We start from the raw sequence: 23,755 nt of genomic DNA on the forward strand, positions 1-23,755 counted from the left end.
ATTCTATGTGGCGGGCAATCCGATTCTTCGAGAACTGAGAGACCGTGTCACCAGCATAATGAACGAGGCGGACCAGACCGCCCCGGTTCCCACTCGGATCTATTCTCACCTGATCTCGGCGCTCGGGACAGAATTAGCCTCAATCGAGAAGGTCTTGCCACACTATCTCAGCATGATTCGGACGTGCCTCGCGATGCAGAAAACGCATCCGCCCGGCACCGATCGCTGGCAAAACGTCGCCCGCAGACTTATCGAAGCGGATTCTGTCCTCGAACAGTATTTCGAGGAACGCGGTATGGCAAAACACCCCAAGGCGGTGATGAAAGGTCTGCGTGAAATGCAGGTGGTTTGCAAGCTGATGATTCAGACGTTCTCGGGCATGCGGGATGCGGAGGCGTTGATGCTCCCGTTTCACTGTATCGAGCGAGAAGAAAGCCATGGCCATACCCACTACGTGCTGTGTGGCCCGACAGCGAAGTTCAATCGGGGAAAGATGCGGCGAACCCGGTGGATCACCAGCGAAGATGGTTGTCGAGCGGCGACCGTTGCGCGTGGCATCGCCAAATTTGTCTACGACACGTTGGAGGTAACACCCGACCAGGCCGCGGCTCGCCTGAACCAGTACCCACTCTTTGTGCGTCCATCCTATCTCGGGCTCGGTGTGCCGAAGCCGGTCCAGAAGGATGGGTTCGCCAGGCCGGCGAGCCTTAACCCGCACGACGAAGGTTACGAACGGCTTCATGACGTACTGTGCCCTGCCATTGCCGAAGCCGACCTCCTAGAGCTTGAGACGATCGATCCTCACCGGGCCTGGAGAGCCGAAGCGGACTTCCAGTTGGGGCGACCCTGGTATCTCAAATCGCACCAGCTGCGACGGTCGCTTGCACTGTATTCGCAGCGCAGTGGTCTAGTCTCTTTGCCGTCGTTGCGGAGGCAGCTTCAGCACATGACGCGCGAAATGTCCCGCTACTACGCCAAGGGCGCAGAGTTCGCAATCAATTTCATCGACTTCGATGAAGACGAGGCGAAGAAGCACGTCGCCCGGGAATGGCGAGACGCGAAGCCGTTCTCGGAAGCTCTGGCATTCCTCCGCGACGTGGTCCTGTCGGACGAGGAATTGTTTGGCGGTGCCGGTGCGTTCGAGCAAGGCAAGAAAAACCGAGGCGAGATTACCGATCGCGCTGCAACCGTTACACGATTCAAGCGCGGTGAGATCGCCTACCGGGAAACTCCCCTCGGGGGCTGCATCAAAGTCGGCGATTGCTCCGTCGTCGGCCTGCGACTCGTAGATACCGACTGCCTGCGGGGCTGCGAGAACATGATCGGAAAGATGTCCCGCCTCGACAGCGCCATTCGACACCAGGAAACCTTGGTCGCGACTCTTGACCCAAGCAGTGTTGCGTACCGGATGGAAGAAAGCGACCTACAGGCTTTGTGTGCCGCTCGGGATCAATGGCAAGGCGCCTCAATGAGGAGAGAAAATGTCAAACGCGCTCGATGAATATCGCCAGGCGCTTCAGCGTTTCGAGGAAGGTCGGCCGCAGATCGTTCCGAAGGGAACACGGATCACCAATGACGCAGTCGCACTTGAGGCTGGACGCGGAAAGGGCAGTATCAAGAAGTCGCGCGAGATGTTTGCCGAGTTGATCGCGGAGATTTCGGCGGCGGCGGCCCGGCAAGCGAAACTCGGTGCCAATGACGCCGGGCCAGCTATCAAGGCAGCAAAGCACCGGGCAGAACAGTATCGTCGGCTGTGGGAAGAGGCGCTTGCGCGGGAGGCATCGCTAATGATGGAGCTTCTCGAAGTACGTCGGGAAATGGCACGGCTGACTGGCGAGAAGGTCCTACCCATTCGTCGGCGCCGAGAGGCTTGACCGATAGGGCACAGGGATAGCGTGCCGGGGATTCGGTGACAACGAAAGACCGTGCATTTTCGTTGCCTTTCCGGGCTGGACTGTCGCTCGTCGGCCTATCCCCATCAATATCCCCCGCGCGAAGGCGCATCGAAACGGCCGCTCTTGCGCCAATTTGATGCGCATTTCGGCGGCCGTAATCAGCCAGTTCGGCATCGCGAGTGCTGCAATCGATGTTCGCGAATACCCAAGCATCAGCCGAACCGAAGACCGTTGCCGACCCACTTCTGCCGGTCGGACCGGCACCCCCGTAAGGGCCGCTGCTAAGGTTCAACGGACATTCATCCCGTCGCCGGCAGTATTTGCCACTGCCGCTCGGTTGCTTCCGCTGGGCATTCCGTCAAAGAAACGGGCGCACCTCGACCGACGCCCGACATGCGACGATGACCTTGCGGTCCCACGTCAGCCCCTCATCCAGACCTGCGGCTTCCAGCATTCAAGAACCACCCACATGCTCCTTGGTCTCCAGCTACGGTCCGTCGGTGATGCGCACTTCGGAAATGTTCACGGCCCTTACTGGAAAGACGACCATGTGAATGGTAGGAACTCGGGTTCGTCAATTGTCACAGAGACAATGTTGAACTTGACGCGCTCGGGGTTCGCCAGCGTCCGCGCTTCGTTGATATTGACTATTTCCGCGTCGCCTTGCCATCGCAGAGGTGGCCATGTCACCGCTTCGACGATGCCGAATGAAAAATGTAAGTAGCTGCCAGGAAAGCCGAAGTATTCGGTCTTGGAATAGATGTTGAACTTTGAGGACCCGTTGTGAGACAGCAAAATCTCTCCTTCGGGAAACACGTCCCTGAAGGTGTCCCTGCCCAGCACGAACTGCAACGGATGCACGCGGAACCGATGCGGCCAGCGCGGCTTGAGCGTCGCCAAGGTCACTGCGGTAATGACGTTGTCGTCGTCGCGTTCGATCTGTAGCAGAGAATCCGCGAACCGATAAGACGCTTGCGCCTTCCATACGTGGTGAGGCTCGCCCAGCAATTCCGCGACTTTCCCGTAGTTCGAGAACGGTCGAATCACCTCCAGCAAATTCGAGGGAGTCAACTGATACCCAACTTTCGGCGGGAAGAACCGCTTGCGGGCGTATCCGACTGCGGACTTTGCAAAACCTCCTAGCCCCTTAGCTGCACCGAGTAATTCCAGCGGCATGGTCTTCTCTCAGAAGTCTTATTTTTGATGCGGCAGTATCGCATGCTCGACGGTCTCGGTGGGCTACCGCTTACCTTGGGGCTTCCCTTGGACGGCCTTGGGCGCGACGCCCTTTGATGCCTTGCTACGGGTTTTGCGGATTGTCGATAGTGGCCTGTATGCCTCGGACGTCGCCGGGGTCTTAGCGGGCTTCGAGCCGTCCCATTCGGTCGGTGACTCGGGCTTGATGTTCATTCGGTTCGAAGTCATGCAGATTGAGTTGGGCCGGTCAATTCGATCCCGTATTGCTGTCGGGCAGCGTCGATAAACTGGACGTCTGAGTCAGCGACCAGCCTCCGACACCCAGCCGGGTCACCAGGCAGAAACACGAAGCCCACTTTACCTGCATAGAAATAGATGGCCGTCGCCCGAGTGCCAGTGTTTGCAGCAAGAAGCGTATAGCCGGTAAGCCCTTCTTCAATCGACCGCCCCACGTACACCGCTTGCAAATACTCCAGTTCTCCGGAAATTCTGGCATTCACCACACGGGTAATCGCGTCAGTTACTGCACCGACCGTCTGGACACACTTTTTATGACACAGCGCCTCTAATGCTTCCGTCGCAATTGCGAACCATTGCTCGCCGTCCATTGGCTCGAAAGGCTCCGTTATGAATGAACCGTTTGGCTGTTGCACCATGCGTATCTTTGGTCCAGCATACGCGCCCAACAGTCCGGTTAGCTGTCGGTAGCCTTCTGCGTCACCTATGTAGGCCCTTTCTGCATTCCGTACGCCGTCCTCTAGCGTCACCTTATCAAGCCTCGGGCCATCATCCAGCAAACGCAGAATCAGAAAATCTGAGCGTTTGGCCTCCAGTACCTCGGTTGCGCGTTGCCGGTACTTCTCGAAAAGACGTTGCGGCACATCAAGGTCCTGGTTCGCCTCAGTCTCAGCTTTTAGCTCGGCAATGACGTCGCAGGCCAAGCTAGGGTCCCCAGCGAACGCGACCGCAAGGCGGCCTGACAGTATGTGGATCTTTAATGTATGACTGACACCGTTGAACGGACCCTCATCGCCTTTCAATGGGACGGGTGAGCTTAGCAGGGTGTCGGCAATCAAAAAGCCTATTTCTTTCGTGGCGTGTCCGATAACCAAAGTCATCTTATGTCCTTGTTCGAGGGGCCCCACCTGACGCGGTCCGGCGCCTCAAGCATAACCGGCAGGGACACAGCGGGGTGTATAGCTTGCGACTACTTGACCCAAGGAAGGACGCGGAAAGACCGCTTTCAGAGCACAACAGGTCAGTCGTTTGACGTTCATTTGCGCCCGCCGAAGGGCTGAAACTGGCCGAGGCCGTGTGAAAACGCGAAAGTACTCGGTTTTCGGGTGTCGCTTTACCCTTCCCAAGTGGCCAACAAGCCAATACAGCGCGATCTGAACGGTCGATTTTTCAGGAGGCCACATTCAGTGCGCGTTTTCACACGGCCTCGGCCGGTTGCTGCCTGACGGCGTTCAAGGCTGGATCGCGTTAACGCCGAGGATCTGCATCAAGGTCTTCGCGTTTCGCTGTCCCTGATCTTCCCAATTGTTGTTAAAGACGACGTGTGTGCGTTGCACGTGTCGGGCTATCTCTCTGATCTGTTCGGCCAACGCGGTCAGCTCCTCGTCCGTATAGTCGTAGTTAAACCGGGATGAAGCAGCTGCCGCGTCCTTAATGTTCCACGTTGCGTGATTACGCCCATGAAGGCGAACAAGCGCCAGTTGCGGATTGGTGTACTCCCATACTGCCGGTATTGAATTGGTCGACGTGTTTGGCTCGTCCACAATCACGTTGACGAGATCGAGCTTCCGCTCAAGTGCCAACGTCTGAGTACCCGCTTTCGCGGAAAACCACGATTTGTGCCGAAACTCTGCAGCCAACGTAAATCCTTTCATCATGTCTGCCAGTGCTCGACGTGTGTGCGTCCGTCCTCGTTGTTCACTACCCATGGCGCAAACTGGAAATGGACCGCACCGAGCTTTCCCGCCTTCTTTAGCGGATCAACCGCTTCAATATAACGACGCCACAGTTCCTGAAGTATCTCGCCGGGGGTGTCCTTGTAGTACAGGTTTTTCTTGTCGCTGGCCGGCAGCGCCGCCAGGATGTCCTTCAGAAGTTTGGCGCGATCCGTCTGGTGGCCGGTGAAAAGTCGGAAAGCCTTAATGTTGAATATGAAGTTCGCGGGAGTGCGTTCGACCCAGAGGACTGAAATGGATGCGCTCGGCATCGCGTAATAGCTGGAATCCACTTCCACCAGCGGAAAATGGGTGGCATAAAATCGCAAGCGCGCTTCCGCGCTAGTGCATCCAGGCGGATAAAAACGCTTGGACGCAATTAGGATTGGGTCAGTCCAGGATGCGGTCCCCACAAAAATTGTCATTTGACCTCCGTCGTCATAGCGCTCTCACGGCATATCTTGTGCCTGACCGACCCAGCTTCGCCTTGCATACGATGAGCTTCGAAGAATGTTCAAGCAGGTCAAGGACGGCATGGATGGCAGATATCTGCGGCTGGTGCCAATGCTCTGTACCATCTTCTTCCCGTGAGTGTGGGCGCCATCCGTTCGTCGGCAAATGAAAAGCGTTTGTCGACGTATCGCGCCTAACCTGCAAGCCCATCATTCATTTTTTCTCGCCCAGCGGCAACTCGCCAGTCAGATAAGCATCGCGCCACGCCTTGGTCGCGCGGACGGGCACGAGTCCATAAGCGTTCTCCAATGACTGACTGAACGCGACCAGCGTGTCGAGAACTCCATCGTCGACAAGAACCGCCGGCGCAACGTCGATATCCGTGTACGTTGCGATACGCCCCGACTTGAGCGACTGAGCGACGACATGGTCAACGTTGAGATGAAATAGATCGCTGTCGTTGTCAGTGATGTGATACTTCTCGCGATAGGTCGTGTGTTCGATCAGTGGGATCCAGCCGGCTGGATCGCCTTCCCGGATATCCATGATTCGTGCCGCGAGCAAGAGCGGGTTGTCGGTCGATGCCGATGCGCCGGCCTCTCTGAGTTCGGCGAACGTTGTGTCGAGATTGTCGATCCAGTTGAATTCCAGCCGCGCAATCACGCCGCTGTGTTCGTAAGCAACCAGCGGCAACTCGAGGTTGAGCGCACGCGCTTTCTCGTCGGCGGTCCACGTCATAAAGGAGCTGGTCTGCACACGTTCGCGCATCGACATCATGCGCGGAATCAGATGCGCCGCGTGATCTGCCATCGCGAGGTCCCAATAGTGGTCCACGCTTTGCGAGCCCTTGTCGCGTTGCTGGTGACGGACGGTAAGATGAGCGAAGCGCGTGTTGCCCGGCAACAGGACGTTGCCCGTCGGCATCGCGTGACTCGCCGCGAGTTGTTGTTTGATGTGCGCGAGGATCGATTCCGAAGATGCGCTCAGGCGTGCCTCGTGTTCGAGAGACAGCTCGACCGGTTTGTTCGCGGCGTTCGCTCGCGATGGCTGCCAATGCAGTACCTGGAAACCCCGTCTATCGGTTGTTTCGGTCACGTTGGGAGTGTCCTGGCGCACGCGCTCGCGGGCCTTCGCCAACGATTCCGGTTCGACGGATAACGTGACGTCTGCAGTGACTGGCGCGGGAGCGGGTACATGTGAAGCGCGCAGGCGATCGCAGAATTGTTTCAGCCAGCGCAGGCCTTCACCGTAGAGAATCAGCGCGGCATCAGGCCGGCCTTTTTCGAGTCGGCCGGGGGGCAAGCCGAGCAGGTTGGACGCCATCGCCAGTTCATATCGCGCCTGCCAGTGGATATCTTTGTGAGCAGAGGCAAATTGCTGGACGCGTTCGAGACAGGAGTCCACGATCGATGGCGTGAAGGGCGGCGGATCGAACTGATAAGAAAGCTCGTCGACGCCGTCCTGTTCCGAATAATCGGCCTTGACTGCGACTCCTGAGGCCGGCTTTTCGATCGGGCCAGTGCCCTGAACGAAGTGGGTCAACTTGGCGATATCGAAGAGGTAGTCACCCGTTTCCCATTCTTTCGGATCGATCAGTTTGACCTCGATGCCCGTCACGCCGGTGCGCATCAGAATATTGCCCGGATTGGGATCGCCATGCGCGACCGTCGTGAATTGCGGCGTGATCTTCATCAGAAAGTCGGTGTGCTTGCCGAGCAGGTCAACGTAGTGCTGCCACGGTTCGAACAGATCGCCGTTGATCCTCAGCCGCCGCGACGCGAAACGGGCATCTTTCGCGGCCACTTTGCTCAGGCGCTCGTTGATCCGGCCGACGTAGTCGACCACGATATTCGGCAGCGCACGGGTCTGGACGCTCTGCACGTAGCCGTCGAAAAGAACGTCCAGCGTCGCGTTGGTGAGACGCGTTGCTTCCGACGTCGATGCCGCCGGCGTGCCGACCGGCGGATAAAGCCGGTCTTCGAGCGAGGTCCAGCCGTCTTCGCGCGGGAAGTACTCCATCAGATAGGCGTACGGCGCCTTGTCGTGAATCGCGTAGATAACGGGCCATGCCTGCCGGAAACGCTCTGATAGCTTGGAGTTGTTTCGTACCTTGCGCATCATCTCGCCCTCAGCGGCGAGTTTCTCCGTGGTGCGGTCGAGTTTGAATACGAACGGCGCATGGAGCGTGACACGCGCGACCAGTTCCGCAGTGTTGCCGCCTTTCAACGGATCGGTTTCGACAACCGACGTGCTGAGCGGCAGGCCGGAGGCGATCGCCTGCTGCACGAGATTTTCCGCGACCTGGTCGGCGTGACTCTGTCCGCCCGCATGCATGCGCAAAGCGCGCACCGTGCGCGTCCCTCCGGTCGTTGTCCCTTGTTCGATAAGGGCGCGAAGTTCTGCCTGCAGTGTTTTGACGCTCTTCATGCGGCCCCCTTGGCCTATGGTTGAATCGACTCCGGCGATGTCCGGTCATGCAAAGCAAACGACAGTAGGGATCAACGTCGTGTTGACGGACGAGCCCATGCGTAAGCTCCAAGCCGGCGTCGCACCTGGTCCATATGTCGCTGGGACCTTGTCACGGCAAGCGGAAGGTCTTCAATACGTTCGTTGAAGCTGTTCTTGCCGAATTCCAGGCCGAGGCGGTTCCATGCCGCCTCGGCGAAGTTATGCGCCTGGGTGACGACTTCATAAGCGCGATCGCCGGGCGACGGGTGTTTCTCTTCGAGAATCGATTGGGCGAGCGCGATCAGAAACGTCACGCGGACCAGCGTGGACGGGTGACTCCCCTGTGCATCGACCTCGCTCAGGTTCTGGCCCAGAAGAAAAAAGACAAAGCTGATTGCGTAGCAAAGCCGTCCGGCGAGTTCGAGTATCGGGTCGCTTGCCGATTCCAGCCGAAGGTAGTGCAGGAAACGCGTGCGTGTGCGCCGGTTCTTGACCGCATAACTCCATACCATCCCGAAAGCGCTTTGATCCGCCGCGAGTTCCCACGCGCGGGAGACCCGTCCCGGCACGCTTTCGCGCGTGGAGCGTAATTCCATCAGCGCGAGATTGCGTTGATCGGCGAGGATGCCGGTATGGCCCAGCACGATATGGCCAATTTCGTGGGAAAAAACAAAGACCGTAGCCAGTTCGGCGAGGGCAAGCGCCATCAGCCGCTGCCATTTTTCCGGCGGCATGGCGTCGCGCAACACGGTGTCGATAGCCGACGCGAGATGGATATCGTCCTGATCCGCAGCGGCGAGAAACTGGGGAAACAGGAAGTCGCCGGGCTGCGCGTCATCGACCGGCGGCTCATCGGGACTGGTAGAAAATGGGTTTGTCGAGCCGAGCACCTCGAAGAACAGCGCCAGCAACAATGCGGGCGTCGCGGCGGATACGTCGATGATGTGTCGTCCATCCAGCGCATAAGCGCAGGCGTTGAAATCCGCTTCGATGGTATAGCCGATATCGAATTCGCTTGCGAGGCGGGTGTTGTTCGTTGCAACCAGAATGGCTTCTAGCGTGCGCTGCGCGACGTCGAGGGGGCGCGCGAAAACCGGGCGCAAGGGCTCGCTGATCAGAGCCGGATCGAAGCGGTTCGGATGGATGTCATACTCCATGAGCAAGTCACCGGTTTGCGTGCCGCGTACAAAAGCCGTTATCTGAAGAGGCCGGCCCGGGTATTCTTCGTCCTTCGTCCCGGTCGTTGTCGCTGTTGGCGGGCGGACGTGCATTCGCAATCGGGCGTCTCCGGCAGCTTAGTCCGTTTGTATGAAACTTGAATAATGATTTTTGCGGGCTAACCTGATGTTTCGCGCCCGGCTCGTATTGTTCGCAATGCGAGAAGTCCGTTGAAGTCCGCTCACGTATCGCCTACCGGAGTTCACTCATGCCGGAGCAACCGCCAGCCTCGTGGGACTTCGATCTGAAGGAGATCGAAGGTGTCTTGCGGCGCGCGTGTTTGCGTTGGGTGCAGGGCGACGCGGCACTGGGTTTCGCGGTGGTTCAGTATTTCCTGAATACAGCCGGACGATACGACGAGGGCGTCATCGAAGACATGATCGCCAGCGCAATGGCCACGGCGGGAGTCACGGAGATAAACGAACCTGGGAACGAACGGGATTTTCTCCAGCAGCTGCTGGACCAGAGCCGGGACGCGCTCAGGGCGGGAGACCTGTCGCTTGCCTGCGTGGGCTTTCATGCGGGTAGCCTGCGAGTTGCCGGCGAGACGATCTCCTTCTTCCCCTGGATGGTGGTCGGACATCTCGCCGCGTTGATCGGGCGAGGCGATACCGCGATGGCGGCCGACGTGTCGATGTGGGCGATCGGGGTTCCCCCTGAGCAGGCTGACAGGAAGGAGCCGACGGTCAGCGACAGCATCAAGCTGATATTCGACCAGATTGCCAAACTCCGCGGTGCCGGCCCGCTGCCGGAGATCGAGACCGCCTACGCGCTCGCCGTGCAACTCATGGCCTCCCTCGACGACACCATGTCGAATCGCTTGCAGATGGCGGGGACGCAGATGTCGCGCGGAGAAAATCTGATCGGCCTGGATCGCCGCGAGGAGGCAGAAGCGTTGCACGCGCACGCCCAGTCGATCTTCGATACGTTGCCGGACGGTCACCGCACGCGCCTCAATCGCGCGATGGTGCGGTTTCATCGCGGGCAGAATCTGGAAGCGTTGCGACGTCTGCGCGATGCTGAAGCGAGTTACGCCGCGGCTGTCGCGGTATTCGCTACGGTGCCGGAATCCGGACCCGACATCGCGCGCTACAAGCTCGACGCAACGTTTGCTTACGCCGAATGCCTGTCGCTGCTCGGCCGCTTCGAGCAGGCTGAAACCGTCTATCGGGATGCTGAGACCTTGTTGTCATCGCTCGCCCAGGAAAAAGTCCAGTCCGTTCCGCGCGCGCCAGGTCCGCGCACGACTTTATCCGGACGAAAGCGAAAAGGAGCCCGTCAAAAGTCAACGAGCGCTGCGGAGCTTTCGGGTCGTCCGCTGGTTCATCCAAAAACGGCCGCGCGTGCGAGCAACATGTTGTGCCTCGGATGGCTGAGCGATGCCGAATCCTATTTCCGTCACATCCGCAACACCGAGCCGGAACAGGGCCTCGCGGACGAAATAGCCGGCTGCGCGTCGCGACGCGCGTTGCAGGCGGTCCGTCTTCAGAGCGAAGGGCGCCATGCGGAAGCCGAGCCGTTTTTTATCGCCGCGAACGCGATGTTCGACCTGCTGCCCGAGACCGAGCAACGCAATTTCCGGCGTGCGTACCTCAAGGCGGATCGCGGAGAAAATCTGTGGCGGCTCGGCCTCTATGAGGAAGCCGAAGATTTCCTGCTGGACGCGCAAACCTTGTTCGATCAGTTGCCGATATCGCAGGATGTCATGAGCGGAAGAGCGAAGGCGCGCACGAGGCGGGCCCGGAACCTCGTCTCGCTTGGGCAGCACGCGCAGGCTGAAGCGCTCTACGTCGAAGCACAGACGCTGTACGATCTGCTCGCAAAATCACGAAACGATTATTCGGACGCAGCGCAAATAAGAGGATGGCGCGCGAACAATCTGTACTGGCTCGAAATCTATGGGCCGGATCGGCCGGCCATGGATCCCGAAGCGCTGTACGAGGAAGCGGAGAGGCTGTTCGAGCAGGTGCCGCTCGACTCTCACAGTGTGTCGAACCGGGCCGGCGTGCTGATGGACCATGCCAGTTATCTCCTCACTCATGGCCGCGCGGAAGAGGCGTCCGAGATTTACCGGACCACCGACATCCTGTTCGAGTCGCTGCCCGATGACCCCGCTTTTTACGAGAACCGCGCGATTGCGTTGCTGAACCATGCGTTGAGCTATCGTGTTTCCGCAGAGCATGACAAGGCCGAAATCGCACTCGGTCACGCTCAGCAACTGTTCGATTCGTTGTCGGACAGCGACGCGACGAACGCGTACAGGTTCTATGTCCGCGTGGCGAGAACCTCGAATTTCCTCGAATCGGGACAAGTCGAAGAAGCCACCCGGCTCTGGGATGACAGTCACGACATATTGGCCCGGCTGATCGGACATCTGGGCTCGAACATTCCGGCGATGGTGAAGCAGCATGTAGGCAATCTCTTTCTGCTTGCACAAGGCACCGACATGGAGCCTGACGTCTGCGAGAGATTGGCGCTCGATCTGTTCAACTGGGCACTCGACTGGGTGGATTTGACGTCGGACCCAGGCGGGACCAGCGTGCTGCTGGACGAACCGGTCGTGAATCCCGATGCCGTGGCGCCGATGCGCGAAACCGATCTCGATAGCCTGTTCGGCGCCTGTCTCGCGTGGTGTGTCGACCGTGAACGATACGATGCGGCGCTTCGCATGCTGGGCGACCTGTTCGGCCGGTATGCCGCGGCCGAGCGTGTTCTCTCGGCGGGCAGGGGCCAGGACACGGGGTCGAGCGAGATACATCGTCTGCGAGTCAGGCTACGGGCGATCAATGGAAGCATTCAGGTGCTCGGCGAGCATGCGGGCGCGCCGGAGCCGGCTGCCGATTCCGGGGACGCGCGCGAAGCCTTGTGGCAGCAGCGCAGCGAAACGATCACGCAACTACTCGGCAAACTCCGTGAGGAACAGGGTCGTCAGGCGGCCGGCATGCTGGACACGGTATCGATCGATCGCGTGAAAGCTGGACTGCAAGGCCCCGCTCAAACGAACAATCGAGCAGACAGTCAGACGGGCCGCATTGCGCGAGGCCTTGTCGTGCTGTGCCGGGTCAATGCCCAGGGAACTGCCCGGCACGCACGTGCGATAGCGCTTGTTTTCAAAGGTGACGACAGTCCCGTGCGCGTGATCGAGCTTCCGTCGATCGTGCGGAAGACCGCCGCCTTCACGCGTGTTTTTCTGTCGACGCCTCATGGCAACCGGCAAGCCCTCGAGCCGATGCCTGGCAAGCCGGTGCGCGGCACGTACTCCGGCGGTAGCGCGGCGCCGGACGGCGCGCAGCTCAGGGCGGCCGTCGACAGCGGTTGGGAACTCATCGACGCCGAACTCGACGGTATGGACGAAGTCTTTGTCGCGGTTCACCAGGAACTGGGCCATCTCCCCTGGCAGGCCGTCGACACGCGCTATCTGCTGCGGGTTTTTCACAGCGTGCGGCTGGCCGTGTCGGCGATGGACCGCAGCGACTCTGTTGCGCGAATTGCGCCACCGGATGAGTCGTTGCCGCTTGGCGTGCTCGCCCATTCACCGGCTTCGTTCGATCCCGCCATGGAGGAAGTGTTACGCCGAAGCGGGGCCAATCCCATCCCGGGTGTCTATGCCGACCGGCACATCGCCTGTGCGAGCTGGCCGGCAGTCGAAATCATTTCGGGCAAGGACACGCTGCTGGGTTCGTCCTTGTCGCTCATCCAGCTCTCATGTCACGGTGACGCAAGAAAGGCCTACACGGGGAAGGGGCACCTGTACACGACCGCTTTCGAATTCGAGCGCAAGCTCACGCAACGGATGCGGGCCCTCTTGACCATCGCGTGTTCGAGCGGTCAGGCGGGCACGAACGGATTTGGCGAGTCCGGCGGCTGGTCAGCGGTCCTCAGCGAGAAGGTCGATGTGACGCTCGCCGCGTTGTACCCGGTGGCCGACCGTTATTGTCCGCTGTTCGTGCTGTTGCTCCATCGAGCATGGAGGCAAAGCGCGGATTTGCGCACCGCGCTGGCCGACACGCGGATGCGCCTGCGTTCGGGACAGTGGGCCGATTCGGCCGATCAGGAAGCTGAACTCGCCCGGGTCTGGACGGATGCCGTACGCGTGTCGCGCGAGACGGAGCGTGAGCAGGAACCTGAGCAGGCGCACAATCAGATGCCGATGGACGCGCCCGAGACCTGGGTCGCGTCCTGTCTGACGGATCGCAAGTCCCTCTATGAGACGGATGAAGACTTCCGGCTGGTGGCGGAGGCGTTCGTGATTTTCGGCTAGCAGCGAAACAGAACAAGGAGAATATCTTGAAGGCAAGGTACATCATCCTCAGAGACAGTGGACCGGCCGCGCGTTCGTCGCCGCAGGTCAGGTCTTTCAGCCGGACGGCTTCATCGTTGACCATCGACGTGGAAGAACTCGCTCCGCGGGATCTCGCTTCGTTAGCGGAGAAGAAAATCTTCGTAGCCCCCGCGATGCCGATGCGTCTGATTGCTCCATTTGCTGCCCCGCTCGCGGTCCCGGGTTCGGACGACACGCCACCTTCGGAAGAGACCGAAGCCTGTGCATGGGGCGTACAGGCCGTGAAGGCCGACACGTCGCCTTTTACCGGCGCGGGGGTGACGGTTGCCGTGCTGGATAGCGGCATCGTCAGGAGCCTGCCCGTGTTCGACGACATCGACGTGATCGAGAAAGACTTCACCGGGGAGGGAGTCGTCGATGTGGACGGCCACGGTACGCACTGCGCCGGAACGATCTTCGGTCATGACGTGTCCGGAACGCGCATTGCGGTGGCACCAGGTGTCAAGCGGGTGTTGATCGGCAAGGTGCTGAGTACGGAAGGGGCGGCCAGCGACCAGATCGCCAACGCGATTATGTGGGCCGTCGACAATGGCGCGCACGTCATCTCGATGTCGCTCGGCATGGACTTTCCGGGCTTCGTCAAACAGCTGGTCGAAGAGGATGGCTATCCTCCTGAACTCGCCACGTCTCACGCATTGGAGGGATATCGCACGAACCTTCTGCTGTTCGAGCGGCTGGCATCCTACCTGCGGGTGAAGGCGCGTTCCACGCTGCTGGTGGCGGCCGCGGGCAATGAAAGCCGCCGCGATATCGATCCGCGTTTTCAGATCGCTGTCTCGCCGCCAGCGGTCGTCGAGGGCATTTTGTCGGTCGGCGCCGTGGGCAGGCATGACGACGGCCTGCGGGTCGCGAACTTCTCAAACTACGGGCCAAAGGTGTCGGCGCCCGGTGTCGAGATCATGTCGGTCGCTCTGGACGGAAAACTCCAGGCGCTGAGCGGTACCAGCATGGCCGCGCCTCATGTAGCGGGAGTGGCTGCCTTGTGGGCAGAAAAAATGCTGAAAAAGGGACCGCTCGGCGGGACGCAACTGGAGGCTCGCGTTGTCGGACAAACGAGTACTGACGAAATGGCAGCGGGCTATAGTGCGAGTGACATCGGTGAGGGAATTGTCCAAGCCCCGCAGATGTAAATGTTCAACTGTCGACATCCAATCCAACCCGGCTTCTGGATATGCCGACAAAAACCCACCCGCCAAAAAAATAGCCCACCCCACGAAGGGTGAGCCGTCCAAACACACATGCATCCGGAAAAGGGAATCAAAGACTTCCCGGACAACGGACAATATTCGCTACGCATCTTGCGAATCAAGGTGGCCCGTCTACCGGACCGGATCACGCCGCGGAATGACTCAAAATCTGGCCAGTGTGAAAGTCATCGGGAACGCGGGTTTGCCGGTCTGCGATTTCAGCGTAGGATACTGTACATCCATACAGTATTTGCAGCCATGATCGCCGCCCAGCCCGCTCCCGAGACCATACATCCAGGCCTTTGGCTCGGATCCCAGCTGGCGCGGGGCGTTGGTCGATCTGTCGATACGGGCTATGCAGTCCTTTCCGCCGAACTTCCGGGAGGCGGCTGGCCAATTGGTGCACTGGTTGAACTGCTCGTCCAGCAACCGGGCGTCGGCGAAATACGGTTGCTCCAGCCGGCGCTCAGCCGTAAATCAAAGCAAAGTTGTCACCGGTCGGAGGCCGCGCACACGAGCGAAGAGCCTGCCAGTTGACAACATTCCTTCGCTTCGGAACGAAGTAATGTCGTCAACTCGCATCAGCGCGAAGTAAACTCGTCAATTCGCGTTCGTTCTCGACGACAAATCCTCGAGTGGGTGACGAGGATAGTTTGCGTTTGCGAAGTTGACGCGTTTAACATTTCTTCGTTCAAGGAGATGAGACGCGAGTCGCCCCAACCATCAAAATGCGTGAGTTAATATAGATGATTAGTATTGCTATCCAAGGCCGTTGGCGAAATACTCGTCGAAAATCGCATGTCGGAGGCGAACTGTAAAGGCAGGGACGTGTGACGCTTCCGCGCGGCGGAAGTCACAACGAAGCGCGTAGTTAGCAAAGCCACCCCCCACATTGTCCAAGATTTCCGAAATCACACGGCAGGAAGAAAACGTCGTGGCCGTGACGAGTACGGTTTTTAGTTATCGGACTAGGGCGCTCAGTGCCGGCGCCATGGTGAGCCGAAGCTTTTCGTCCTTTCGTCTCAATCAAACATTTGTCTAAAAAAATCCAAAAACTGATGTTGACAACATTACTTCGCTTTTGGTGACAACTTTTCTTCGCTCTACGTGTTTCTCATTGCGGCTCCCTGGCCATGTCAGAACAACCTTCCATAATATTTACGGCTTCTTCGCATGATCGCTGAAGGGCGCGTCCGCCGAATAACATTCAAATACTCGTTCTATCTCGATGTTATTGACGTCAGCGTGCTGCAAGCAATTCGCTTGCACCGTCTTTGAGACGTTGGTAGAAGAGGTACGATCATCGGCTTAGGGTCGAGGGAGCGTTGACGATTGGCCGCTTTCCGGCGATACATTTGAAGAGCGAACCGACCCACTCCGGTCAGATAACTTTCTCCGAAGCGGTCAATCAGCTAACTTCAGGTTTTGCGAACTGAAGCGCCAATACCCGCCCGATGCGCAATGCGTTCACGGCACCATGTCAGTTGTTCATCACTTGTTGAAGTGAATGTTCACGAACTACCGTCCGTGATGTGCACGAGCCGCCGGAATATGCATTTTGTTCTCGGCACGTCCATCTGGTATCTGAAGCAAGCTGGAATCCCGTCCATTTCCTCGACTTTATGATGGACGGTGCGCCCCTGGGCGTTCCCTTGATCTGGTTTGGTTTCGGCGTGTCCATTGCCGGCAAACTTTTCCGTAAGGGTTGGTCAGTTGACGATTACCGACGAAGCATCGATCTGCTACTGCAGGTGTGGGAGCGTTGGATGCCGTGGATCGCAGCGCCGGTTCTGATCGGCCTCGGGTCGGTCTGCCGACGGCACCTGGCGGATCCCCGGCACGGGCTGTTCGCCATTCTGGAAGGGCTGGAAGCGCACCTGCCGAGCGGATGCAAACTTCACCTGTTTGGTGTAAAAGGGCAGGCCCTCGAGCGCGTCAAGATGTACGACTGGGTCGCCAGCGTCGATTCCATGGCGCCGGACTTCGCTGCTCGGGTCAAGGCGCGGCAGGCAGGGACGTCGAACACCATTGCTCACCGTGCGGCCGAGATGGATCGCTGGATGAGAAGTGCGTCGCGGCGGGCCGCGCCTGCGGTCGGCGATCAGTTTCGCCTCGCTTTCAACGCGTGAACGCCAATAGTGTCTTGATCAGCCCGTGGGTTCCTCTGGAACCCCGGGCTTTTTTTTCGTCTGCGACAGGCCGTGTCGCATACCCCGCGAGGTTATAAATGCGGCCAGCATATTCTCCGAACGGCAACGCCGCTTCGATTGCGTAAACGTGGCAATTCGTCATACCTTACGGTGGTCACAGGTTCAAAGGACTGGTATGCCAGCGCAATGCACATTCGCACTTAATGGACGGAATCTCTCGACCCTCCTCTGCAGCGGGTTTGGTGGAGTAGCGGCGTTCTCCGGCAATAAGGATCACGTTGATAACCCCGCAGATACTGCTGTCGTCGGTGCCGGTCCTATTCCCAAGGGTCGCTATTACATCATCAAGCGCGAGACGGGTGGGCGGCTTGGGCGCGTGCGCGACCTCGCCCTGGATATGTGGTCAAACAGCGATCGGGCGAGTTGGTTAGCGCTGTACAGCGCCGACGGCAAGATCGATGACTGGACTTTCGTGAACGGCGTGAAGCGCGGCAATTTCCGGTTGCATCCGAACGGCCGCTGGGGTGTCAGCGACGGCTGTATAACGCTCCCATCGCAGGCGCAGTTTGACCGTCTGAGCGCCTACCTCCTGTCACAACCGTCAGCGGTGATCCCCGGCACGGATATCCCCTACTACGGAACGGTGGACGTGCGATGAAAGGTCTCTTGCGCGTGGGCCTTGCGGTCCTGCTCACCCCACTCGTGTTCATTGGTCTTTCGCGAATTGACCCACTCGCGCGCTGGGTCGGAAGCGACGCCGTATGGACGGCGCTCACGCCCTTATTTCGTATATTCGGCGCCGTTGGCACTGAAGGCGAAGAAAGCGTGATGCTCTCCGTGCTGCTCGCCGTCAGCTTCATCACTGCGGCGCTGCTGGTCTGGATTGCATCAGTCCTTATCCAGAGGCAAAGACGCCCGACGTGACCCCGACGCCGCGCTGCCCGCATTGTGCAGGCGCCCGTGGCCGCCTGCACCAGCGGGCGAATGAGTATCATCCTGTGCCGTGGAGCTCAGCCCATAGGCTACCGACGAACACTGTAAGGGCGGGATTTTCTGTATCGCCGTACCCCCTCTCTCTTCCGTGCGTAATTGGCTCGCGCGCATCGAATACAGCTTCATGGATGACGGAGCGTTCCGGTCGCCGGGTCGATTGTCCTTTCGGTATACCTGCCATCACATTCTGACGATCTGGATTGAGCGGTGATTCCAGGGTATATCCAGGTGCGCGTCTGGCCAAAAGGTGTCGGCCTTAAGACCGAACGGTTACCGCCCCGGCTCGATCGGAGCGGCGTCGTGAAAAACCTTGAGCAGATCGTTGCGCAGTTCAGACACATCCATTTCATGCCGTGCTCGCGTGAGGCCAACGTACAGCAGGCGTTTTTCCTCATCGGTCACCGTGGTGCGGCCGTCATCTTCTGTCTTGAAGCGGAAGTCGCCGCAGACCTTCACGCGGTTCCATTCAAGACCCTTCGCCCGGTGAATCGTTGAGACCACATAGTCGGCCTCGGCCTCCGGAGAGGCGCGGGACAGGAGGTCGCGCAGATACGCGGTGCCTTCACGATCGATAAGCTGGACGACCGGCAGGAGGTCACGGCCCGCGTGGCTCGCTGCGTATTGCTGGACGTCGCGCCATGTTTCAAATAACGCGAGCGACGCCGGGCTGAAGGTCCGTTGGCCCCGCATCAGGCGGTCTGCTCCGTCGGCGAATGCGAGGATTTCCTCAATGTTCGCCCGCACGGCGACCTTGTGGCCGCTCTGCAGGCCGTTTGCCAGGGTCCCGATGACGGTCACGTTCTTCCGGCAGAGGATCGCGTCGAAGCTCCGTGTGGGGTCATGCTCCTCGAAGAAGGTCGATGAGACGCTGGCCTGGCCGCGAAGCGGTACCCGCTCGCCCAGCAGGTTCAGAATGCGTGAAGCAAGCGCGGCAAAGTGCGGTCCGAAGCGAAACGACTCGGTGAGCGCGCACTCCCGTGCGTTGATGTATTCCATCGCGTTGACCGCGCCGCGCCACTCGTAGATCTGCTGGTAGGGATCGCCCACATAAATGACCTGCGCGTGCTCCTGGCGACGCATTACCGACAGCATCAGACCGTCGCTGTCCTGCGCCTCATCGAACAGGATGAAATCGGCGCCGATCTGCGGCCGCGACCGCTCCCATGTCTTCAGATACGTGTCCGGGGTGATGGCGGTCTTCCCCTGCGGGTCGATGCTCTCGTTCCAGTGGCGCTCCACGAAGGGCAACAGCATCGTCCGCAACTCTTCGGCCGACTGCTCCGTGATCATCTCGTCCACTGGAATGTGCCACGCCTGGGGCTCGTCCTGAGCGGACCGGCAAAAGCGTGCGGCTCCGTCGGCAACGAGCCGGCCAACCTGGAAGGCGGATAGCTCGACATTCTTGCCGATAATCGTCGGCACGCGGATGGGCCCGAGCCCGTACCGGGCGGCAAGGAGGTGAGGCGGCTCCTTGGGGAGGTTCAGCCGCGCGGTCAGCGCCTTGTCGCTGGCCCGGAACGCGACCGAGTGGACTGTCTGGCACATGACGTTGCGCGGAAACTTCCGCTTTGCTTCGGCCGCAATGTCCTTGTTGAAAGCGAGGTACTGGCCACGCTTCGTGCTGAACCGTTCCGCAATCATCCCGAGCGTCGAGGTTTTGCCGGCGCCGGCGTACGCTTTCACTTTTACCCTCGCGCCGGAGGCGACCGTCTCGTGTGTGTCGAGCTGCTCCTTCGTCGGCTTGATTGTTTTCATGCGTTCTCGAATGGTGGTGGGCAACGAAGGGCTGTGATGTGCGTTGCAGGTCATCGGATACAGAAACTCTCAAACATTCTGGCAGGTCGCCGCATGCACGCGCTCGGAAAAGACGGCTTAACTGCACCGCCTTTCGAGCTTGCGCGCTGGGCGACGTCGTCACACGCCTAGCGCAGCGCGTTAGCAATGTCGCGCGGGACGGCAACAGGCTCGGCGTGGCTGGTCTGTACGCGGGTGCGCCCGGCGACAACCGACTCGGACCGGATCGCGACGCGTTCCCGGAACAGGCCGCGACCAGTGGTGACATGTGTCGCTTCATAGGGATTGCCGCGCTTGATGTAATCCCCCACGTCGAAATCGATAGGAAATAGCGACGACGAGTCGCCGCTCTCGACGACGAGCCGGATGGCGTTCAGCGGCACGCCGCGCAGGTGGACGTCAAGAATGCGATTGAGGATCTGGTCCCGGACGATGGACGACTCCATCGGACCCTGGTAATCGGCCCTCGTCTCGAGCAGATGGACGACGGCCAGACGTTCCGTTGCTGCGGTGAACGCAATGCGGAACTGAAGCGCGCATGGCCGGCCCGTTTCATCGGGATAGGCCATGTCCATGAAAGATGTTCTGTATGGCATGTAGCACTCCGAAAAAAGATTTTGCCGGAACCGATGAACCGGCAAAACCAGCCTACGGAGTGGGGTGCGAAGTCAAGTCGTCGGCGCGGTGATAGTGGCGCGAAGTCGCGTGACGGTGCGCTGACTGGCGAGACCGAGCAACGCGCTCGTCTGCTCGTTGGTCCGGCCCGACAGCAACTGGCGACGCGCGAAGGTATTGCGCAACACACGCGGGCTCATGTCCACCGCGGCGAACCCGATTGCCTCCAGCGCTTCCCGCACGATCGCACCGAGCAGGACGTCGTTGATGGGCTTGTCCCCGGTCCGTGGAGCCGGAAACAGGAGCGTCCCGTCCGACGCAGGATGCGCCCGCTGCCACGCGGCTAACGGAGGCGTTGAGAACGGAGGCAGGGCAACTGTGCGTTCGAGGCGTGCGCCCCGTTTTGGAATCCGCACCTGCGGCCGTATGCCGTCGATAACGATATCGCGCCAGCAAGCGCCGCGAAGTTCGGCCGCAGTGAGTCCTGCGCCGAGCAGCAGCGCAACCACCGCCCGGTTGCGGCAAAGGCGAGCGTCGTCGCCGGCGTCCGGCTGCGCGTAGGCCTGCAGCGCAGCGTCGGCGGCCGGATCGAGGAAGAGCGGCTCTGGCTCGTCCTCTGGCCAGGCGGCCGAGAGCGCGAAGGGTGCCGCCGGATTGCTCTCCCGCAGGCCGATGTCGACAAGATGGCGACTCAGCCGGTCGATCAGCTTGACGTAACGCAGGCGCGTGGTCGTACCCGGCGCACAGCGGTTTTCGACGTCGCCAAAGAATGACTCAAGGTGCTCGGGCCCGAACGTCGCGAGCGCCACGCCGCGGGTGCCCAGATGGCGCAGGAACCGGTCGAACATCGCCTTGTGCTGCACGATCGAGCGTTGGGAGAACCGGCGGCGGTCTGCACCGGCCGCTTCGGTTGTCTGCCATTGCGCGTAGGCGGCGTGCGGCTCGGCTGCCCAGAGATGTGATCCGTTCATCAAGTGCGGCACCTTATATACTGGATTAGCGTCATCCCGCCACCTTGCGAATCTCCGATTCGCCTCCCCGTCTACAGGAAGAGGGGGTCATCCCCTTGCTCCATGCGTCAGCGATCGCGTGCAGGCAGGCGAGAGGCCCGCCCTCGACGATCTGCGCCGCGCACGCGAGCATCAGGTTGACGGGAAGTTCGAAGTCCTCGACCAGATAGCCGCGCTCGCAAACAGCGCCGAGCGCTGTCGCAATGCACGGCACGCGCTCACGCAGTGCGCTCAGATCGTTGCGATAGGCCCATACCGGCTTTCCCAGCGCCGCGGCAAAGCCTATCTCGAACGCGGTGCCGCTATCTGGCTCGCCAACGCCGCGAAAGTCAGCCACATTGGCCATCACGATATCGGCACGGCGAATCGCGGCCACGTTGGCGCGGTAGATCCACGTGGCCTTGTCGTGAGGCGACAGGTTCGCTGGCGCGATCGCGTCGAGCGGGTAAAGCCCCTCGAATCCCAGACTGGCGCAAAGTCGCTGCAGCGAGCGACCGTACTTCAGTGCGTCGGCGCGAAAAACGTCGAAACCCGCGAGATAGATCTGCGCCCTCACGGCGCCGCCATCTGCCGCGGTCATTCGGCGATGCGAAAGCGTTCGAGGTCCTGATCCTTGAGCCATCGTGGCGCGCGTCCGCGCCCGCTCCACGTATTGCCAGTTTCGGGATCGCGGTACTTCGCGGCCGCCGGCCGGCCCGCGTTCTTGCGCCGCTTGCCAAACACCTGTTCGGGCGTAAAGCTGAATTCGGCCACAGTCTCGCGCACCTTTTCCAGCGCGGACGCGGCCTCGTGCTCCCGTGCCTCTGCGATCAGTTTTTCAAGCTTCTCTTTTTCCGCGAGCAGTTCTTTGTACCGTGCCATGATGTTGAATTTTCGTTGAGGATGATGGACGATTCTACCAGGCGCGAATTGCTGTCAAGTTCCCCGCCGGGGCTGACAGGCGCACGGAGCGATGTTCGTTCCAGGCCTCGCCAGCGGTAACTCAACGTCCCACATTCGCAGTATCGACCATCGATGAAAAGAATCTCTGTCCGCCGCTCGAGCGTTCACGGTCGCGGCGTCTTTGCGCTGCGGCTCCTATGTGCCGGCGAGCGCATCCTCGCGTACAAAGGCACGGTTATGAGCCGGAAGCGCGCGATGAGTCGCCATCGCCGGTTTGGGAAGGAGGGCCATACGTACCTCTTCGGACTTTCTGATGGCCGGGTCATTGATGGTGCGCTCGGCGGCAACAGCGCGCGCTGGCTCAACCATGCCTGCGTCGCCAACTGTGAGGCCGTCGAGGATGACGGAAGGGTCTACATCCAGGCGGTGTCGAATATCCCGCCCGGCGAGGAACTGTTCATCGCATACGGTCTTACGACAGAGGGCCGAGCTTCGGCAGCGGTGCGCGCGCAGTATGCGTGCCACTGCGGTCACCGGCGATGTCGCGGAACGATGCTCGCCGGTAGTTCAATGCGCTTCTCCGGTTCATTCGACGTTGAGCAGGCCGATTAACGTGAGAGCAAAGTCCTTCCCGTTCGGGTTGAGGCGGTCGCCGTTGGGCTGGACTCGGCCACAACCGGTCCCTCGACGCCTTGGTCCAAATCGTCAACAATCGCCTTTTCGGGGCAGTCCGGGCATGCACAAGGGGCCATAGAACCACTGAACATATGCCGCCTCTAGTGTTACCGCCTAGGCGAACTCGTGGATCTTGGGCGGCCGGGCACATTGTTAATCGTTTGCTCGACCTATCCTTGAGAGCGCAACAGCCTAGCTAGCTTTGGGCGTAGCTTCAATCATCGGCGATTTATTCCAGCATCCCATCAAATCGATAAGTAAGCTTTTCAGAAAATTATGGAAAATTTTGCCTTATCTGATGCAATCTGTTCCTAAAGAAGTCGTTACCATGTGCGGTTAACCACACATATGGAGGTCGGACAGCATGATATTGTCGATCGCTTCGGTGGCGCAATGACATTCGTCGATGCTCATAGGTTTTAAGCGTGGAGATTGTCGTGAATGTACAAAATCTACGGAATATTATTTTTGGCATCGCATTGGCGGCGCTGGTCGGGTCAGGATGGGCGCAGAGCGGAAGTGAGTCGGACGTTCCTCAATTTCAAGACCAAATAAAAATTCTATATGAGGCGGGGCAGTTTCGTGACGCTATTTCTATAGCGCAGAAAATTCTAACCATAGTCGAGCATAAGTTCGGACCCGATCGACCGGAAACTGCGGAAAGCCTCAGCGTGCTTGGTAACTTATATGAGCTTTCAGGATTATATCCTGAAGCAGAGCCCGTTTTTAAGCGCGCGTTAGCCATCAATGAGGCGATACTTGGTCCAGAACATCCAGCAACCGCTACGAGTCTTAACAACCTCGCCGCGTTGTATGTGGCAACGGGGGAGTACGCCAAAGCGAAGCCGTTGTTTGAGCGTGCACTTGCCATCGACGAGAAAGTTCTTGGCCCTGAAGCCTACAATACGTCAAGCGACCTAATAATCTGTCGGCTGTGTATTTGA

Annotated in this window: 18 protein-coding genes and 2 pseudogenes; 10 read left to right on the forward strand and 10 right to left on the reverse strand. The window is 59.6% G+C overall.

Features of this window, described 5'->3' with window-relative positions; genetic code table 11:
- Positions 1-58: 58 nt before the first annotated feature.
- Both B0G80_RS44525 and B0G80_RS44530 read left to right on the forward strand, forming a co-directional pair.
- A complete protein-coding gene (locus B0G80_RS44525; protein WP_116124085.1) occupies positions 59-1,501 on the forward strand; it encodes a hypothetical protein in 1,443 nt (480 codons plus the stop codon).
- Positions 1,482-1,874, forward strand: coding sequence for a hypothetical protein (locus B0G80_RS44530; protein WP_116124086.1), 393 nt, complete (start codon positions 1,482-1,484; stop codon positions 1,872-1,874). The genes B0G80_RS44525 and B0G80_RS44530 overlap by 20 nt, the downstream gene beginning before the upstream one ends.
- A 552-nt stretch (positions 1,875-2,426) precedes the next feature.
- Here B0G80_RS44530 and B0G80_RS44535 read toward each other — a convergent pair.
- The 5 genes and pseudogenes from B0G80_RS44535 to B0G80_RS44555 form a co-directional block, all read right to left on the reverse strand.
- Complete coding sequence (locus B0G80_RS44535) at positions 2,427-3,071, reverse strand: hypothetical protein (RefSeq protein ID WP_147310013.1); 645 nt, start codon at positions 3,069-3,071, stop codon at positions 2,427-2,429.
- Positions 3,072-3,316: 245 nt separating this feature from the next.
- On the reverse strand, positions 3,317-4,210 hold the full coding sequence (locus B0G80_RS44540) for a hypothetical protein (protein ID WP_116124088.1): 894 nt from the start codon (positions 4,208-4,210) through the stop codon (positions 3,317-3,319).
- Positions 4,211-4,561: 351 nt separating this feature from the next.
- Positions 4,562-5,469, reverse strand: a pseudogene (locus tag B0G80_RS44545) (DUF72 domain-containing protein).
- A 241-nt stretch (positions 5,470-5,710) separates the two neighbouring features.
- Positions 5,711-7,924, reverse strand: coding sequence for a phosphotransferase (locus tag B0G80_RS44550; RefSeq protein WP_116124089.1), 2,214 nt, complete (start codon positions 7,922-7,924; stop codon positions 5,711-5,713).
- A 71-nt stretch (positions 7,925-7,995) separates the two neighbouring features.
- Positions 7,996-9,102 carry a hypothetical protein gene (locus B0G80_RS44555; RefSeq protein WP_116124090.1) on the reverse strand — a complete coding sequence of 369 codons (1,107 nt, stop codon included), beginning with the start codon at positions 9,100-9,102 and terminating at the stop codon, positions 7,996-7,998.
- A 269-nt stretch (positions 9,103-9,371) separates the two neighbouring features.
- Here B0G80_RS44555 and B0G80_RS44560 point away from each other — a divergent pair, with 269 nt between their 5' ends.
- The 6 genes and pseudogenes from B0G80_RS44560 (at position 9,372) to B0G80_RS44585 (ending at position 17,766) form a co-directional block, all read left to right on the forward strand.
- On the forward strand, positions 9,372-13,424 hold the full coding sequence (locus B0G80_RS44560; RefSeq protein WP_116124091.1) for a hypothetical protein: 4,053 nt from the start codon (positions 9,372-9,374) through the stop codon (positions 13,422-13,424).
- A 26-nt stretch (positions 13,425-13,450) separates the two neighbouring features.
- Entirely contained in the window at positions 13,451-14,635 is a 1,185-nt protein-coding gene (locus B0G80_RS44565) for a S8 family serine peptidase (RefSeq protein ID WP_147310014.1), read from the forward strand.
- A gap of 315 nt (positions 14,636-14,950) precedes the next feature.
- A pseudogene (locus tag B0G80_RS47715) lies at positions 14,951-15,166 on the forward strand (recombinase RecA); the annotation flags it as partial.
- 1,058 nt (positions 15,167-16,224) lie between these two features.
- Entirely contained in the window at positions 16,225-16,821 is a 597-nt protein-coding gene (locus tag B0G80_RS46325; protein WP_181920238.1) for a hypothetical protein, read from the forward strand.
- A gap of 196 nt (positions 16,822-17,017) precedes the next feature.
- Positions 17,018-17,500: a DUF2778 domain-containing protein gene (locus B0G80_RS44580; RefSeq protein ID WP_116124093.1), complete on the forward strand. Its 483-nt coding sequence runs from the start codon at positions 17,018-17,020 to the stop codon at positions 17,498-17,500.
- Entirely contained in the window at positions 17,497-17,766 is a 270-nt protein-coding gene (locus B0G80_RS44585; protein ID WP_116124094.1) for a hypothetical protein, read from the forward strand. The genes B0G80_RS44580 and B0G80_RS44585 overlap by 4 nt, the downstream gene beginning before the upstream one ends.
- A gap of 339 nt (positions 17,767-18,105) precedes the next feature.
- Here B0G80_RS44585 and B0G80_RS44590 read toward each other — a convergent pair whose 3' ends face one another.
- From B0G80_RS44590 to B0G80_RS44610, 5 genes are all read right to left on the reverse strand, one after another.
- The gene (locus B0G80_RS44590) at positions 18,106-19,590 is read right to left on the reverse strand and encodes a 3'-5' exonuclease (RefSeq protein ID WP_116124095.1); all 1,485 of its coding nucleotides are present in this window, start codon (positions 19,588-19,590) and stop codon (positions 18,106-18,108) included.
- Between the two features lie 167 nt (positions 19,591-19,757).
- Positions 19,758-20,204 carry a hypothetical protein gene (locus B0G80_RS44595; RefSeq protein ID WP_258879290.1) on the reverse strand — a complete coding sequence of 149 codons (447 nt, stop codon included), beginning with the start codon at positions 20,202-20,204 and terminating at the stop codon, positions 19,758-19,760.
- Between the two features lie 93 nt (positions 20,205-20,297).
- Complete coding sequence (locus tag B0G80_RS44600) at positions 20,298-21,215, reverse strand: site-specific integrase (RefSeq protein ID WP_116124097.1); 918 nt, start codon at positions 21,213-21,215, stop codon at positions 20,298-20,300.
- 31 nt (positions 21,216-21,246) lie between these two features.
- The gene (locus tag B0G80_RS44605) at positions 21,247-21,834 is read right to left on the reverse strand and encodes a nucleoside 2-deoxyribosyltransferase (RefSeq protein WP_181920239.1); all 588 of its coding nucleotides are present in this window, start codon (positions 21,832-21,834) and stop codon (positions 21,247-21,249) included.
- On the reverse strand, positions 21,831-22,115 hold the full coding sequence (locus tag B0G80_RS44610) for an H-NS family nucleoid-associated regulatory protein (RefSeq protein ID WP_116124099.1): 285 nt from the start codon (positions 22,113-22,115) through the stop codon (positions 21,831-21,833). The genes B0G80_RS44605 and B0G80_RS44610 overlap by 4 nt, the downstream gene beginning before the upstream one ends.
- Positions 22,116-22,268: 153 nt before the next feature.
- Between B0G80_RS44610 and B0G80_RS44615 the strand changes: the two genes are divergently transcribed.
- Together B0G80_RS44615 and B0G80_RS44620 are read left to right on the forward strand one after the other, a co-directional pair.
- The gene (locus B0G80_RS44615) at positions 22,269-22,748 is read left to right on the forward strand and encodes an SET domain-containing protein (RefSeq protein WP_116124100.1); all 480 of its coding nucleotides are present in this window, start codon (positions 22,269-22,271) and stop codon (positions 22,746-22,748) included.
- A 500-nt stretch (positions 22,749-23,248) separates the two neighbouring features.
- Positions 23,249-23,755 carry a tetratricopeptide repeat protein gene (locus B0G80_RS44620; RefSeq protein ID WP_181920240.1) on the forward strand — a complete coding sequence of 169 codons (507 nt, stop codon included), beginning with the start codon at positions 23,249-23,251 and terminating at the stop codon, positions 23,753-23,755.

This window comes from Paraburkholderia sp. BL6669N2 (assembly GCF_003387275.1).
Lineage (GTDB): Bacteria > Pseudomonadota > Gammaproteobacteria > Burkholderiales > Burkholderiaceae > Paraburkholderia.